This window comes from Pantoea sp. Ae19-2, from assembly GCF_059801205.1.
The window spans coordinates 2,000,690-2,016,571 of record NZ_JBCHWE010000001.1 but is presented as its reverse complement, the minus strand read 5'-3'; the positions used below and the strand labels follow the sequence as shown (position 1 = coordinate 2,016,571).

13 protein-coding genes are annotated in these 15,882 nt (G+C 55.1%); 11 read left to right on the top strand and 2 right to left on the bottom strand.

Annotated features, from left to right (window positions below; all coding sequences use genetic code 11):
* The first annotated feature begins 22 nt into the window (after window positions 1–22).
* The 5 genes from AAIE03_RS09285 (at window position 23) to AAIE03_RS09265 (ending at window position 5,674) form a co-directional block, all read left to right on the top strand.
* On the top strand, window positions 23–634 hold the full coding sequence (locus AAIE03_RS09285) for a DUF2291 family protein (RefSeq protein ID WP_207806300.1): 612 nt from the start codon (window positions 23–25) through the stop codon (window positions 632–634).
* A gap of 10 nt (window positions 635–644) precedes the next feature.
* Window positions 645–2,171, top strand: coding sequence for a sugar ABC transporter ATP-binding protein (locus AAIE03_RS09280; protein ID WP_014593576.1), 1,527 nt, complete (start codon window positions 645–647; stop codon window positions 2,169–2,171).
* 17 nt (window positions 2,172–2,188) lie between these two features.
* Window positions 2,189–3,256, top strand: a complete 1,068-nt coding sequence (locus tag AAIE03_RS09275) for an ABC transporter permease (protein ID WP_029569929.1) — start codon at window positions 2,189–2,191, stop codon at window positions 3,254–3,256.
* 12 nt (window positions 3,257–3,268) lie between these two features.
* Window positions 3,269–4,063, top strand: coding sequence for a glucose 1-dehydrogenase (locus AAIE03_RS09270; RefSeq protein WP_013025553.1), 795 nt, complete (start codon window positions 3,269–3,271; stop codon window positions 4,061–4,063).
* A gap of 138 nt (window positions 4,064–4,201) precedes the next feature.
* Complete coding sequence (locus AAIE03_RS09265) at window positions 4,202–5,674, top strand: YchO/YchP family invasin (protein ID WP_250331010.1); 1,473 nt, start codon at window positions 4,202–4,204, stop codon at window positions 5,672–5,674.
* Window positions 5,675–6,098: 424 nt separating this feature from the next.
* Here the strand turns inward: AAIE03_RS09265 and AAIE03_RS09260 are convergent, their stop codons facing one another.
* Window positions 6,099–7,178, bottom strand: a complete 1,080-nt coding sequence (locus AAIE03_RS09260; RefSeq protein WP_014593579.1) for a porin OmpC — start codon at window positions 7,176–7,178, stop codon at window positions 6,099–6,101.
* 886 nt (window positions 7,179–8,064) lie between these two features.
* Between AAIE03_RS09260 and AAIE03_RS09255 the strand changes: the two genes are divergently transcribed.
* From AAIE03_RS09255 to spy, 6 genes are all read left to right on the top strand, one after another.
* Window positions 8,065–9,285 carry an aspartate aminotransferase family protein gene (locus AAIE03_RS09255; protein ID WP_014605980.1) on the top strand — a complete coding sequence of 407 codons (1,221 nt, stop codon included), beginning with the start codon at window positions 8,065–8,067 and terminating at the stop codon, window positions 9,283–9,285.
* Window positions 9,282–10,313 (top strand): arginine N-succinyltransferase, encoded by a 1,032-nt coding sequence (gene astA, locus AAIE03_RS09250; RefSeq protein WP_014593580.1) that lies wholly within the window; start codon window positions 9,282–9,284, stop codon window positions 10,311–10,313. The genes AAIE03_RS09255 and astA overlap by 4 nt, the downstream gene beginning before the upstream one ends.
* Window positions 10,310–11,776: a succinylglutamate-semialdehyde dehydrogenase gene (gene astD / locus AAIE03_RS09245; RefSeq protein WP_022622486.1), complete on the top strand. Its 1,467-nt coding sequence runs from the start codon at window positions 10,310–10,312 to the stop codon at window positions 11,774–11,776. The genes astA and astD overlap by 4 nt, the downstream gene beginning before the upstream one ends.
* A complete protein-coding gene (astB, locus tag AAIE03_RS09240) occupies window positions 11,776–13,101 on the top strand; it encodes an N-succinylarginine dihydrolase (protein WP_029568717.1) in 1,326 nt (441 codons plus the stop codon). Before astD ends, astB begins: the two co-directional genes overlap by 1 nt.
* Window positions 13,102–13,150: 49 nt before the next feature.
* Window positions 13,151–14,146: a succinylglutamate desuccinylase gene (gene astE / locus AAIE03_RS09235; protein WP_013025560.1), complete on the top strand. Its 996-nt coding sequence runs from the start codon at window positions 13,151–13,153 to the stop codon at window positions 14,144–14,146.
* Between the two features lie 282 nt (window positions 14,147–14,428).
* Entirely contained in the window at window positions 14,429–14,920 is a 492-nt protein-coding gene (spy, locus tag AAIE03_RS09230) for an ATP-independent periplasmic protein-refolding chaperone Spy (protein WP_019105326.1), read from the top strand.
* Between the two features lie 81 nt (window positions 14,921–15,001).
* Here spy and cho read toward each other — a convergent pair whose 3' ends face one another.
* Window positions 15,002–15,865 carry an excinuclease Cho gene (gene cho, locus AAIE03_RS09225; RefSeq protein ID WP_019105325.1) on the bottom strand — a complete coding sequence of 288 codons (864 nt, stop codon included), beginning with the start codon at window positions 15,863–15,865 and terminating at the stop codon, window positions 15,002–15,004.
* Between the last annotated feature and the right edge of the window lie 17 nt (window positions 15,866–15,882).

Genomic DNA, 15,882 nt, shown 5'->3' with positions numbered 1-15,882 from the left:
GACGGGCGCCAGGGAGAATGTCATGTACAACCGACTCTGGCTGATACCGATCGTGATAGCACTGGGTAGCTGTCGTATTGTGTCGCAGCAGGAACTGGCCGACCTCAAGAATCCCCCGAATCCTCACATGGCCAATATCGGGCAACTCTGGCAGCAGAAGCTGGTGCCACAGATCGTGGCGCAGGCAAAGCCGTTGGGCGAGCTCACTCAGCGCCTGCAGTCAGAGAAGGATCTGGACAGCGCCTGTCGCGCCCTGGGCTACCGGGCGCAGAGTGAGAATCCCTGCATATTCAGCGTCAGCGTGAGTGGGGAAGTCACGGCGCTGGATACCACCTCACGCAACGGCAAAATGAAAGTTAAAGTGGCATCAGGTGACACTGTCACTATTCAGATCGGGCCCATCATTCGTGGGACGGCGCTGCGGGATGCTTACAAAGGGGCCAGCTATCAGGATTTTAACGATCAGGTGATGTTTAGCGACTTTGGTAAAGCCATCAATCAGCAGGCGGTCACCATGATACATAACGCCGCCGTAAAACCGGGCGACCGGGTTGACGTGGTCGGCGTTTTTAGCAGCTGGGACATTCCCCACGCGCTACCCGATATTACGCCCGCCCAGATCACGCGTCAGTGAGGAGGTGATCATGCATGTTACTGAACAGCAAGACGACGTCATTATTGAGACGCGCGGCCTGTCGCGGGTTTATCCCGGCGTGACCGCCCTGGATCAGGTTAACTACCGGGTTTATCGCAACAAGGTCAATGTGCTCATCGGGGAAAACGGTGCCGGCAAATCCACCATGATGAAGATGCTGGCCGGGGTGGAATCCCCATCGTCAGGCGAGATTCTGCTGGATGGCAAACCTGTGATGCTTCACTCCACCCAACAGGCCGAAAAATTGGGCATAAGCATTATCTTTCAGGAGCTGAACCTGTTCCCGAATATGAACGTGATGGACAACATCTTTATCGCCAATGAGTTCTTCCAGCGCGGCGTCATCAACGAAAAGTATCAGTATCAGCTGGCCAAAGCACTGCTGGAACGGCTGGAGCTGGACGTCGATCCCTATGCTGCGCTGGATGCGCTGGGCATTGGTCATCAACAGCTGGTCGAGATCGCCCGCGCGCTGTCGAAGGATACGCGCGTGCTGATTATGGATGAACCGACCAGCGCCCTGAGTCAGTCGGAAGTTAAAGTGCTGTTCAACGTCATTGAACAGCTCAAGCGACGCGGCGTCACCATTATCTATATCTCCCATCGGCTGGAAGAGCTAATGGAGATTGGCGACCACATTACGGTTTTCCGGGACGGGCGTTTCATCGCCGCGCGTGAGGTGCGCGACGTCAGCGTGCCCTGGATCATTGAACAAATGGTTGGCGACAAGAAAAAGCACTTCGACTATCAACCCGCGCCGCAGGGCGAGACGGTGCTGCAGGTGGCGGGGCTCACCGCACTGCATCAGAACGGTGGCTACCGGCTCAATGCGGTGAGTTTCAGCCTGCGCAAAGGCGAAGTGATTGGTATTTATGGCCTGCTGGGCGCCGGGCGAACAGAGCTGTTTAAGGGATTAACCGGGTTACTGCCTTGTCAGCGTGGGGAGATTCAGTTAGGTGGACAGCGGCTGGACAACTGCAGTTTCCAGCAGCGACTGAAGCGCGGCATCACGCTGGTGCCGGAGGATCGTAAAGGTGAAGGCGTGATCGAGCTGATGTCGATTAGCGCCAATATGACCTTGTCGAATCTCAGCCTGCGCGGCTTTCGCCGGGCGCTGGGCATCGTGCACCCTGACAAAGAACGGCAGCGTGTCAATGAAATGATTCAGCACCTGGCGATTAAAGTCAGCGACAGCGAGTTGCCTATCAGCGCATTAAGCGGCGGAAATCAGCAGAAGGTGGTGCTGGGAAAAGCGCTGATGACCGGACCTGCGGTGGTGTTGCTGGATGAGCCCACCCGCGGCATTGATGTCGGGGCCAAAACCGATGTGTATCACCTGATTGGCAAACTGGCGCAGCAGGGGCTGGCGGTGATGTTTTCGTCGTCCGAACTGGATGAGGTCATGGCGCTCGCCGATCGGATTCTGGTCATGGCCGATGGCCGTATTACTGCCGATTTGCCCCGTGCCGCTGCCACGCGCGAAAAACTGATTAGTGCATCCACCCCGCAAGCCTGAGGTTGCCGGAGAATAAGATGAATCAAAAATATCTGCTGTACATGTACTTACTCAAGGCGCGTACCTTTATTGCGCTGCTGATTGTGGTCGGCTTTTTTAGCGTGATGGTGCCTAATTTCCTGACGCCGTCGAACCTGCTGATTATGACCCAGCACGTGGCGATTACCGGGCTGCTGGCCATCGGCATGACCCTGGTGATCCTGACCGGAGGTATCGATCTGTCTGTCGGTGCCGTCGCCGGGATCTGCGGCATGGTGGCGGGCGCGTTACTGACGTCGGGCGTGCCGCTGTGGAATGGCGCGCGACTGTTTCTTAATGTGCCGGAGGTGATCCTCACGGTCGCGCTGTTTGGCACGCTGGTGGGCATCGTCAACGGCACGATAATTACTCGCCTCGGCGTTGCCCCTTTTATCTGTACGCTGGGCATGATGTATGTGGCCCGTGGCGCAGCGCTGCTGTTTAACGATGGCGCCACCTACGCCAATCTGGTTGGCATGCCCGCGCTGGGCAATACCGGTTTCGCACTGCTGGGTTCCGGCACCGTACTGGGGGTTTTTATTCCCATCTGGCTGATGATCGGCTTTTTACTCCTTGGCCTGTACCTGACACGGAAAACGCCGCTTGGGCGCTATATCTATGCCACCGGCGGCAATGAGTCGGCCGCGCGGCTGGCGGGGGTGCCCATCATCAAAGTCAAAGTGTTTGTTTACGCTTTTTCCGGGCTGTGTGCCGGATTAGTTGGGCTGGTGGTGGCTTCTCAGCTGCAGACCGCGCACCCCATGACAGGCAACATGTTTGAGATGGATGCCATCGGTGCCACGGTGCTGGGTGGCACGGCGTTGGCAGGCGGCCGTGGCCGCGTGTCCGGTTCCATTATCGGTGCCTTCGTGATTGTTTTTCTGGCCGATGGCATGGTGATGATGGGCGTCAGTGATTTCTGGCAGATGGTGATCAAGGGCGTGGTGATTGTCACCGCCGTGGTGATTGACCAGTTCCAGCAGCGTTTACAAAGCAAAGTGATACTACTGCGCCGCCATGATAAGCAGCCGCCGGCGGTGCCCCATGCTGACATTCGTCATGGATAACAGGAGAACACAATGAACCGGGATTTTAGTGGGAAAACGGTCGTCATCACCGGCGCCTGTCGCGGTATTGGCGCAGGCATTGCCGCCAGGTTTGCCCAGGACGGCGCAAACCTGGTGATGGTATCCAATTCTGAACGTGTTTTTGCTACGGCGGACAGCCTGCGGCCCATCGCCAACGCGATTCTGGCCCTGCAGGCGGATGTAACCGATGAGAACGACGTGCAGCAGGTGTATCAGCAGGCATTTGAGCGCTTTGGCCGCATTGACGTTTCGGTTCAGAACGCGGGCATTATCACGATTGATACCTTCGGGAATATGCCCAAAAGCGATTTCGAACGCGTGCTGGCGGTGAACACCACGGGCGTCTGGCTGTGCTGTCGTGAAGCCGCTAAATACATGGTGCAGCAAAACGGCGGCAGCCTGATTAACACGTCTTCAGGGCAGGGTCGTAAAGGATTTATCTACACGCCGCACTATGCTGCCAGCAAAATGGGCGTCATTGGCATTACGCAAAGTCTGGCGCTGGAGCTGGCCCGCTGGAATATCACGGTTAATGCGTTTTGCCCTGGCATCATCGAAAGCGAAATGTGGGATTACAACGATCGCGTCTGGGGCGAAATTCTGAGCACGCAACAAAAAACCTATGGTAAAGGCGAGCTGATGGCGGAATGGGTAGAGAACATTCCCCTTAAACGGGCCGGGCAGCCACAGGACGTTGCCGGGCTGGTCGCCTTTCTGGCATCGGATGATGCGCGCTACATTACCGGACAAACCGTTAATGTTGATGGCGGGCTAATTTTTTCCTGAAACAAGCGGCTTGCCTGGCCGCGACATGCGGCCAGGCGGCTCGCAGATGCACAAATATCGAGTTAAGTCATGAATCTGGGTCACATTATGCTAAAATAATTAGCGCTGGTTTTATCACTCTCGTTGAGAAACCACCTGATGATTTTTATGCCCGGACGTAATGATTTGATGTTTAGACCTGTGACTTTCTCTCTCGCTGCTCTGACAGCGCTTCTGGCGCTGCCCGCCGGTGCGCTGCAAACGGATCATCAGGTGTCGGAAACCCCTTTTAGCGATCCCACGCGTTTTCGCCAGTCACTGAACGATCTTCCTTCTCTTGGCAACGTCGAAGATAACCATGACTGGAGCAAAAAGCTGGCGAAGGCGGCCAAAAGTATTGCGGAAGCCAATGAAAGCAGCAGTGATCTGACCCTGGGCGAGCAGGCCGGGCAGTGGGCTTTTGACCGACTGCGCGACGAAGTGGCGACGCGGGTTGAGAGTGAAGGGCAGTCTTTACTGTCGCCTTATGGCAACGCCGAGTTCAACTTAAACGTGGACATGGCCGGCAACTTTGACGGCACCGGCGGCAATCTGTTCAGCCCGCTGGCTGATGAGAATCGCTACCTTACATTCAGTCAGCTTGGGCTGCACGACTCTGTTGAAGGCGTGGTAGGTAATGCCGGGCTGGGTCAGCGCTGGGACGCAGGCAACTGGCTGTTGGGTTACAACAGTTTTATCGATCGTAGCTTTCGCACTGGACTTCAGCGCGCCTCGGTGGGCACTGAGGCCTGGAGCAACAATCTGCGCTTTTCTGCTAACTACTATCATCCCTTGTCCGGATGGCGTAATCGTGGTGACAGCCAGCAGTCCCGCATGGCCGAAGGTTACGACATCACCACCCAAAGCTATTTGCCGTTCTATCGTCAGCTGGGCGTATCATTCAGCTATCAGCAATATCTGGGGGAAAAGGTTGACCTGTTTAACAGCGGCAACCGTTACCATAACCCGGCGGCGCTCTCGCTGGGGCTGTCTTATACGCCCGTGCCGCTGGTGACCATTTCGGCCAGCCACAAAACCAGCAGTGCCGGAGAGAGCCAGGATCAGCTTGGCCTCAAACTCAATTACCGCTTTGGGGTCGCGCTGAGCAAGCAGCTGGATGCCAATAACGTCGCGGAAGCGCGCTCCTTACGGGGCAGCCGCTACGACACGGTGACGCGCAGCCAAAACCCGGTGATGGCCTACAGGCAGCGTAAAACGCTATCTGTATTCCTGGCGACGCCGCCGTGGCAGCTTAATCCCGGTGAGAGCGTACCGCTCAAGCTGCAACTGCGCGCTAGTCATAGCATTAAGGCGCTGAGCTGGCAGGGCGATACTCAGGCACTGAGCCTGACATCACCGCCGAACAATAATGCCATTGATGGCTGGAGCGTGATTGTTCCCCCCTGGGACAGCACGCCGGGCGCCAGCAATGAGTACCGTCTGTCGGTCACGGTGGAAGACAGTAAGCAGCAGCGCGTCACTTCAAACTGGATCACCCTGAAAGTGCAAGCGCCATTGTCGATGGATGAGCCCGCGGTTGAGGGTGCTGTCCAGATGCCCTCGTCCAGTAACAGCCTGAGTTTTAGCGAATAAGCAAGGTTACAGAGCGAGAGAGAGTATGTTGTCGTGCGGGTAAGTGCCTGCGATCTTTTAAAAATGGCGGTTAATGGGTGGCCTTGCTTCTTCTTGCTGCCAGCCTGGATGCACAGACGTATTCACCTTCTCGGGTCAGACTCGAGGCGACATTTTGTGTCTTTTACCGATCCCGTTCGGGATTGTGGCGATATCTTCAGACGGAAGTGCACGCGCTGACATCATCGAAAATCTTATCCGCGAACTGACAGCGCGGGTGATTATTGAACCCGCAGGCTGTTGAACGTCGACGTGATTTCTCACTCCCAGCGTTGGCGCTGTTAAAGGGGTTTGAAGTGTGAGTGGGAAGATCGGGCTTAGGCTGGCGGATGAAAAAACGGCCCGTCAGACACAGGCCGGGCCGTTTTGCAATGAGGGTAAACGATTAGAACTGGTAGGTCATACCTACGCCCGTAATGTCGTCTGTTGCCAGACCCAGCGGGTTGTTTTTCTTCAGCAGGTTAATTTTGTACTCAGCATACACTGACATATTTTTATTAAAGTAATAGGTCGCACCAACTGCCGTATACTTGTACAGATCAGCCTCGCCAATTCCTTCAAGATCTTTCGCTTTCGAGGCGACGTAGCCAATAGAGGGTCGGAAGCCGTTCAGGAACTGGTACTGTGCCACAACTTCCATGTTTTGCGTTTTATTCGCAAAACCACCGTTAATTGGAGTCGCGTTGAGGGTTTCACCGTACATGGCTGCCAGATAGATCTGATTGGCGTCATATTTGGCTGCTGTTGCCCACAGTTGTGCTTTATCACCCCGACCGAAGGCTGCAGTGTTTTGCGCCGCAATACGATTCAGGCTGGCATAGGAGCCCACAAAGCTCAGGCCAAAATCAAAGTCATAGGACGTAGACAGGGCAAAGCCATCGCCGTTAGAGCGACGCACTTCCAGGCCTGTATCAGTGGTGCTGGTGCGATCGTTTTTGCCTTCATACTGCGCCGCAACGTTCCAGCCTTTAACCAGACCAAAGAAGTCTTTATTACGCCAGGTCAGCAGGCCGCCCGAACGCAGGCTTAAAAACGCATCAGAGTTCGCTGAATCACCGCCAAACACAGGCAGCATATCGGTATAACCCAGTGCGTCATAAACCAGGCCGTAGTTACGGCCGTAGTCCACCGAACCCAGTTGGCCGAATTTCAGACCGGCGTAGCCCAGACGGGTTTTGTTACCGTTGTTAGCATCACTACCTTCAGAGTTTTTCAGGCTGTATTGGTACTGCCAGAAACCGTAACCAGTGAGTTGATCGGTAATCGCGGTTTCACCTTTAAAACCTAAACGTGCATAACTGGCGTCACCGTTGTTGCTATTATCGTCGGAAAAATAACGCAATACGTTAACCTTGCCTTGAATATCCAGCTTATTCCCGTCTTTATTATAAATCTGTGCGGCCTGAGCAGTAGACAGACCGATCAGTAACGGCATTAATGCCGCCACTAATGTGCGCTTCATCATTTATTATTTACCCTGTGGTTATATTATTATTTCCCCTCTGTTGGGGTGAAAAGAAAATGACACAAATTGTTAATTCAGCCTAGCGCAATAAGTGTAACTAATTGTGTATTTTAAGGAACTAAATCCCAACCAAGCCAGTCTGGCGGCGATGGTGCTACCTGTCAGTGCTTTTTCTTATGACCCTGCCAGCAATGTAAATGCAAGAAAAGCATATAAAACAGATGATTAGTGATTTTTATAGAAAGGGGAAATGCAATATGGCAAAAAAATGATATTGCTAGCCTTTCTGTCTAAATAATCAACATGCATTGTGCAATAAATGAACAAAACAGGTTTGAGGGTAACCATTAGGTTGCTTAGTGATAATTAAATCGGCGATCGGTAATTTATTAACGCTCTGATGATAACCTGCGAAACAATATTACCAGTTTCATATAAATATATTTAAATTGAGAGGGTGAGTATTTTTAAATCACCTTTTTAAATTACGCCGATAAAAATCATGCCTGTCGCATTAACGTTATCTCTGGTACTTATCCTCCTCTGCACGACAGCCGTGCAACTGCCCTGATTTAAGGCGGTTGCTGCACTATTTTGAGCAGATAGTTTATCAGCGATCACAAAAGCGATATTTCATTCCGCGAATGCATAATTCTGCTTTAAAAAGCTCTGCTATCCCGCCTTTATCAGATAACTATTCACTTATTATGCAAAATAAGTGAATAGCAACCTTTCGTAACCTATTGATATTCCTTAATCCAGCTTGTTTTATGCATTTTAGTCCTTGGCTGGCACGCTATCTGCAAACTAGAGTAGGGCGAGATTTATTATATTTTTAACAATTAACATACAAATACGTTACCCGCTGGGGAACAGGAGAAGGGCTATGTCACTGCAGGTTTCGCGTCAGGATTTTGATCAATGGATGATGCCCGTTTATGCACCCGCCAGCTTTGTACCCGTCCGTGCTGAAGGTTCAACCCTCTGGGATCAGCAGGGAAAAGACTATATCGATTTTGCCGGGGGTATTGCCGTTAATGCGCTCGGGCATGCGCATCCCGCTCTCCAGCAGGCACTTCAGGATCAAGCCTCACGCCTCTGGCACACGGGCAACGGCTACACCAATGAACCCGTTTTACGCCTGGCGAAGCAGTTGATTGATGCCACCTTTGCCGATCGGGTTTTCTTTTGTAACTCCGGTGCCGAGGCTAACGAGGCGGCGCTTAAGCTGGCCCGTAAAGTGGCACATGACAGAGTCGGGCAGCATAAAAGCGGCATCGTGGCGTTTAAAAATGCCTTTCATGGCCGTACGCTGTTTACGGTCTCAGCGGGTGGCCAGCCCGCCTATTCACGGGATTTTGCGCCGCTCCCTGCGGACATTCAGCACGCCGCCTTTAATGACCTTGCCTCTGCGGCAGACCTGATCAACGACAGCACCTGCGCCGTGATTGTCGAGCCCATTCAGGGGGAAGGCGGCGTCGTGCCCGCCGAACCCGCCTTCCTGCGTGGGCTGCGTGAACTGTGCGATAAACATGATGCGCTGTTAATTTTCGACGAAGTGCAGAGCGGCGTGGGCCGGACCGGCGCGCTTTACGCTTATATGCACTATGGCGTGACGCCGGACGTGCTAACCAGTGCTAAAGCGCTGGGCGGCGGGTTTCCTATAGGGGCGATGCTGACGCGCGAGGATCTGGCTCAGGTCATGGGCGTAGGTACCCACGGAACGACCTATGGCGGCAATCCGCTGGCGGGCGCAGTGGCCGGAAAAGTCATGGAACTGATTAACCAGCCTGAAGTGATGGCCGGTGTCACGCAACGTCATGACTGGATTGTCGCGGCGCTAAACGACCTTAATCAGCGTCTGCACCTGTTTAAAGAGGTGCGCGGGCTGGGGTTACTGATCGGTGCCGTGCTCAGCGACGACTTTGCGGGCAAGGCGAAACAGATCAACCTTATCGCCGCGGAATATGGCGTCATGGTGCTGATTGCCGGAGCCAACGTGGTGCGCTTCGCGCCTGCGCTCAACATCAGCGAGCAGGAAGTGAAGACCGGCATGGCGCGTTTTGCCCAGGCGTGTGAACACCTGCTACAAGGAAAGGCATCATGATGGTGATCCGTCCGGTCGAACGGGACGATCTCAGCCAACTGATGGAACTGGCGGCGAAAACGGGCGGCGGGCTGACCTCGTTGCCGGTTGACAGCGCCACCTTACAGGCCCGAATTGAGCGATCGCTGCAAACCTGGCAGGGCAGTTTGCCGCGGGCAGAGCAGGGCTATGTGTTTGTACTGGCCGACAGCCAGGATAATCGTGCGGTGGGGATCTGCGCCATTGAGGTTGCGGTTGGGCTGCAGGAACCCTGGTATAACTTTCGTGTGGGAACACAGGTGCACGCCTCGAAAGAGCTGAACGTTTACGCCGCCTTACCGACCTTATCGCTGAGTAACGATCATACCGGCAGCAGCGAACTCTGCACGCTGTTCCTGGATGCCGATTACCGCGATGGCAAAAACGGTTATCTCCTGTCGAAATCCCGTTTTCTGTTTATGGCGAACTTCCGCGAATACTTTATGGAGCGGGTGGTTGCCGAAATGCGCGGCGTCAGTGATGAGCAGGGGCATTCACCGTTCTGGGACAGCGTGGGCATTCACTTCTTTTCAATGGAATTTCGCAAAGCCGATTTTCTGAGTGGCACCGGGCAAAAAGCCTTTATCGCCGAACTGATGCCCAAGCACCCGCTTTATCTGCACTATCTGACGCCAGAAGCGCAGGCCGTTATTGGTCAGGTACATCCCAAAACGGCCCCCGCGCGTGCGGTGCTGGAAGCCGAAGGCTTTCGCTATCGCCAGTATATCGACATCTTCGATGGTGGCCCCACGCTGGAGTGCGATATCGACGACATTCGTGCGGTGCGCGAAAGCCGGGTACTGACGGCTCAACGGGGGGATGCGCCACAGGATGCGCCGCTCTGTTTAGTCGCGAATAGCGATTATCACCAGTTTCGTGTTGCACTTTTACCTGTCGAACCCATGGCGAAAAGTGTTCAGCTCAATGATGAACAGCTGCAGGCGTTACACTGCCAGCCGGGCGACAGCCTGCGCGTCGTGACGCTGTGGAGCGAGGAGAAAAAAGCATGACGCACCTGATTAACGGACACTGGCTCAACGGCGAGTCAGTGCATTTTTCCAAACAGGATCCGGTCAGCGGTGAAATCCTGTGGCAAGGTTCAGCGGCCTCAACGGCGCAGGTGAGCGCGGCCTGCCAGGCGGCGCGGGCGGCATTTCCGGCATGGGCGAGACAGCCGTTTGCCGCGCGTCAGGCCCTGGTCGAACGCTTTGCGGCAGAGCTTGAGGCACATAAAACGGCCCTGGCCGAGTGTATCGCGCAGGAAACGGGCAAGCCGCGCTGGGAAGCCCTGACCGAAGTCACCGCAATGATCAATAAAATTGGTATTTCAGTGAAGGCCTATCATCAGCGCACCGGGGAACAGCAGCAGGGCGACAGCGCCTTGCGTCATCGTCCTCATGGCGTGCTGGCGGTATTTGGCCCCTATAACTTTCCGGGACATTTGCCCAACGGGCACATCGTGCCGGCCTTGCTGGCGGGAAACTGTGTCGTGTTTAAACCCAGCGAACTTACGCCTACGACCGCAGAAAAAACAGTGCAGCTGTGGCAGGCGGCGGGCGTGCCTGCCGGCGTCATCGGGCTGGTCCAGGGCGGCCGTGAAACCGGTCAGGCGCTGGCGGCGGAACAGGAGATTGACGGGCTGCTGTTTACCGGCAGCGCGCATACCGGTTATCAGTTACATCGCCAGTTTGCCGGGCAGCCGGAAAAAATGCTGGCGTTGGAAATGGGCGGTAACAATGCACTGATCGTTGAAGATCCGGCGGATATTGAGGGCGCGGTGCATGTTGCGATTCAGTCGGCGTTTATTACCGCAGGTCAGCGCTGTACATGCGCCCGACGTTTGCTGGTCAGGCGCGGTGCCGCAGGCGATGCCTTCCTGCAGCGGCTGATCGAGGTGGCAGGAAGGCTGCAGCCGGGCGCCTGGAACGCCAGTCCCCAACCTTTTATGGGCAGCGTCATCTCCTGCGCCGCCGCCGAAAAAATTTATGCCGAATGGCAGCAGCGCGTCGCGGCGGGCGGCAAGGTGCTGCTGACGATGCGCTGGCCCGATCGCCAACAGGCATTATTAACCCCGGGGATTATTGATCTGACGGCGGTGGACGGTCTGCCTGATGAGGAAGTGTTCGGGCCGCTGCTGGGCGTGATCCGTTATGACGATTATCCTCAGGCAATTCGTCTGGCCAACCAGACGCGCTATGGTCTGTCATGCGGCTTGATTTCGCCCTCGCGTGCACAGTTTGAACAACTGCTGCTGGAAGCGCGGGCCGGGATCGTGAACTGGAATAAACCTCTGACGGGCGCCGCCAGTACGGCACCTTTTGGCGGTATTGGTGCATCAGGCAACCACCGTGCCAGCGCGTGGTATGCGGCGGATTACTGTGCCTGGCCGATGGCCTCGCTTGAATCACCTGAGCTTAGCCTTCCTGAAGCCTTATCGCCGGGCCTCGACTTTTCGCCGCAAGGAGCCCGTTAATGAAAGCGATTGAAGCGAATTTCGACGGTCTGGTCGGACTGACTCACCATTATGCGGGCTTGTCATTTGGCAACGAAGCCTCCACGCGTCACCAGCGACAGCCGTCGAACCCGCGCCTGGCGGCAAAGCAGGGCTTGTTGAAAATGAAAGCCCTGGCCGATATGGGATTCGTTCAGGGCGTGATACCGCCCCATGAGCGGCCTAATATCGCCGTGCTGCGTCAGTTGGGCTTTAGCGGCAGCGACGCACAGGTGCTGGAAAAAGCAGGGAAAACCGCACCGGCGCTGCTGTCCGCAGCGAGTTCAGCCTCGGCGATGTGGGTGGCAAATGCCGCCACGGTTTCGCCTTCTGCCGACAGCGCCGATCGTCGTGTGCATTTTACCGTTGCCAACCTCAATAATAAATTTCATCGCGCGATTGAAGCCCCGGAAACGGCGGCGCTGTTGCGGGCCATATTTCGCGATCCGGCCCATTTTTCCGTGCATGATGCGCTGCCTCAGGTCGCGCTGTTTGGCGATGAAGGCGCCGCCAACCATAATCGTCTGGGGGGCGATTATGGTGATGCTGGGGTACAACTGTTTATTTACGGTCGTGATAACCAGTCTGGCTCGGCCCCGCAGCGTTATCCTGCCCGGCAAACCCGCGAGGCCAGCGAAGCCGTCGCCCGTCTTCATCAGCTTGCCTCCGACAAGGTAATCTTTGCTCAGCAAAATCCTGAGGTCATCGATCAGGGCGTTTTCCACAACGATGTTATTGCGGTCAGCAATCAGCAAATGCTGTTCTGCCATCAGCAGGCATTTGTCGATCAGCCCGCTTTGCTGCGTCGTTTGCACGAATGTGTTCCGGGGTTTGTCGCGCTTGAAGTGCCAACCTCCCGGGTTTCCGTGCAGGATGCGGTGAGCACCTACCTGTTTAACAGCCAGCTTCTGACCCGTGCCGACGGCAGCATGATGCTGGTGCTGCCCGAAGAGTCCCGCCAGCATCCTGGCGTATGGCGCTACCTGAGCGAGCAGGTAGAACGCGATGGACCGTTGCAGTCATTACAGGTATTTGATTTGCGGGAAAGCATGCATAATGGCGGTGGACCGGCCTGCCTGCGTCTGCGCGTGGTGTTAACGCCAGATGAGCAACGGGCGGTGAATCCTTCGGTACTGATGAACGATCGCCTGTTCACCATGCTCAACCAGTGGGTCGACCGTCACTACCGCGACAGGCTAACGCAAGACGATTTAACCGATCCGCAATTGCTGCAAGAAGGGCGGGTTGCCCTTGATGAATTGACCAGACTGCTAGACTTAGGAAATGTGTATGCATTTCAGCAGTGAAGCAGGCGCTGCCATGAGGGCTGCCCGCTTCCGGTTTTAAGGAGGAACGATGCAGGACTTTTTACAGCAGACGCTGTCTGGTGAAGCACCGCGTAAGCGTAAAGGTGAGACGGCGCATCTTCGCTGGCAGTGGTTGTATCACGGTATTCTTCTCATGGAGCCCAAAACGCCGGTTAAACAGGCGCTGGTGCTTTCTGCAGGGGTTCACGGCAATGAGACTGCCCCTGTAGAAATGCTTAACCAGCTCATCACGCCCTTACTTCAGGGCGAGAAGCCGCTTCAGCAGCGCATGCTGGTGGTATTGGGTAATCCCTCGGCGCTGCGCGCAGGAAAACGCTATGTGGCCTACGACATTAACCGACTGTTCGGCGGACGCTGGCAGCAGATTGATGACGGGGATGAGGCGCGGCGAGTGCTGCGGCTGGAACAAACGCTGGAGAATTTCTGGCAACTGGGCGAGTGTGATGAAACCCGCTGGCACCTCGACATGCATACGGCCCTGCGCGGTTCTTATCACACGCGTTTTGGCGTAATGCCCAGAAACGATCGGCCATGGCCGGCAGCGTTTTTGCACTGGCTGGCGGTAGCCGGACTGGAGGCGCTGGTTTTCCACCGCTCGCCAGCGGGCACCTTCACCCATTTCAGCTGTGAGCATTTCGGCGCAGCCAGCTGTACGCTGGAGTTGGGGCAGGCCCGGCCCTTTGGCGAAAACGATTTAACCCAGTTTAGCGCGGCTGCCCAGGCTCTGGCAGCATTGTTGTATGGCGAGACCTTACCGGAAGCGCAATCCGTTCCGCGCCGCTATCGGGTAAGCCAGCAGATCACCCGCCACAGCGAGAACTTTCAGCTTCATATGAGTGATGACACCAAAAACTTCACCGCCTTCCCGCAGGGGGCCTTACTGGCTGAAGACGGGGAAAAACGCTATTTCGTGCAGCAGGCGCGGGAGTATGTATTGTTTCCTAACCCGCGTGTTGCGCTGGGGCTGCGGGCGGGCCTGATGTTGGTTGAAGAAAGCGAACAAACCCAGGCATTGCCTCTCTGACCTTATCCAAATAAAAAGGCGGAAGACACCTTCCGCTTTACTGCTAAAGGCATTACAATTCTCCACGATTTATCCGAAATCTCCTGATTATTCATACTCTTTTTCAATTTCTCACCGCTTTCTTCTTAATCCCTCCATGATTGCCTGAATTGTGGCTTTTGCGCTTTCACGCTTTTACTCTCGCTCGCAGTAATTGACGTTCAGCGTCGTATGCTTGTTTCCGAAGACGCGACAGAGTGCTGTCGTTACTAAACTGAACAAGTGAATAAAAAGGACACTGTGATGCGTAAATTAACTTCTCTGTTACTGGCTTCTACTCTGGCATTTGGCGCGGCATCGGTTGTTCATGCTGAGGCAGATAATCTGACACCACCACCGGCAGGCACGGAAAAGCCGATGCATAAACCAATGCGGCACGGTATGGATATGATGTTCGGCGGTCTGAATCTGACCGCCGATCAAAAAACCAAAATGCATGAAATTATGAAAGAGCGCCGTGGTGAAATGCAGCGTCCGTCACTGGATGAGCGTCGTGCAACCCATGCCATCATCGCCTCTGACAGCTTTGATAAAGCCCAGGCTGAAGCCCAGGCAGACAAAATGACGGCCAACGCGAAAGCAAACGCGGTTGCCATGATGGAAACGCAGAATAAGCTGTATAACGTGCTGACGCCGGAGCAGAAAAAACAGTACAACGCCAATTTTGAAAAGCACCTGACTGAAAAACGTCCGATGCACGGCAAGATGGCACCCGCACCTGCACCCGCGCAATAAGCTGCACGTTAATCAGTAAACACGGTTGAAGACCGCCGGCCTTGTCCATGTGATGTGGGCAGTGTCGGCGGTTTTTTTATGTTAGAGGGGAATAACAGGGTAGTTGCCAGACAGCACCGGGCTGCAGAGAATTTTGTAGCCGTCATGATCGAATCCACCTTTGCCACGTTTAAGGGCTTTTGCCTCTTCGATCGTGTTTACCGAGCCCAGATAAAACCAGTGATCGATAACGTGGATCTGCGTCATGTGTTTGCCTTCCTCCACCAGCGCCACGGCACCCTGCCACGGCCAGCAGAATACCCGCACGCTCTCCAGCGCAGACAGCAGCCTGTCCTGATGATCGCTGACGGGCTCCTTGCCACAGCAGGCCCCGGCACAACGGCGCAGGGCAGAGCGGAAACAGCCCCGGCTGGCACTCACCGCTTCCAGACCGAGTAAACCGTGGCAGAGCTGATATTCATCGGCGAGCTGTTTCAGGCGTTCCAGCGCGGCAAAACGACTGCGGTAAAGCCCAAACAGATTCGGTGACTGACTAAAATCGACGTCACGGGCATAGACGACGTCCGGTTTACCCTCTGGAGTAATGCGCAGCGAACAGAGCTGGCGGTTTTTGCGCAGACGTTTATTAAACAGGGGCTGCTGCGTTTTGATCATCTGCGCTTCCAGCAACAGCGCACCGAGATCGCCCGCCGTAGGGATCCAACTGACGCGCCGCGACTGTCGCAACATCTTTGCTTCGTCTGGCGTACGAAAATGGGACATCACACGCGAACGCAGATTCACACTTTTGCCGATGTACAACGGCAAGGTCTCGCTGTCGCCATGAAAGGTATAAACGCCGGGCTGATTGGGCAGGCCTTCCAGCCATTCACGCAAATGGTCCGGGTATTCATAAATGGTTGCCGCGTCAAATTCGAGGCGATGGGTCGCTGCACGTCTTACCAAAACGGACTCCTGTACTG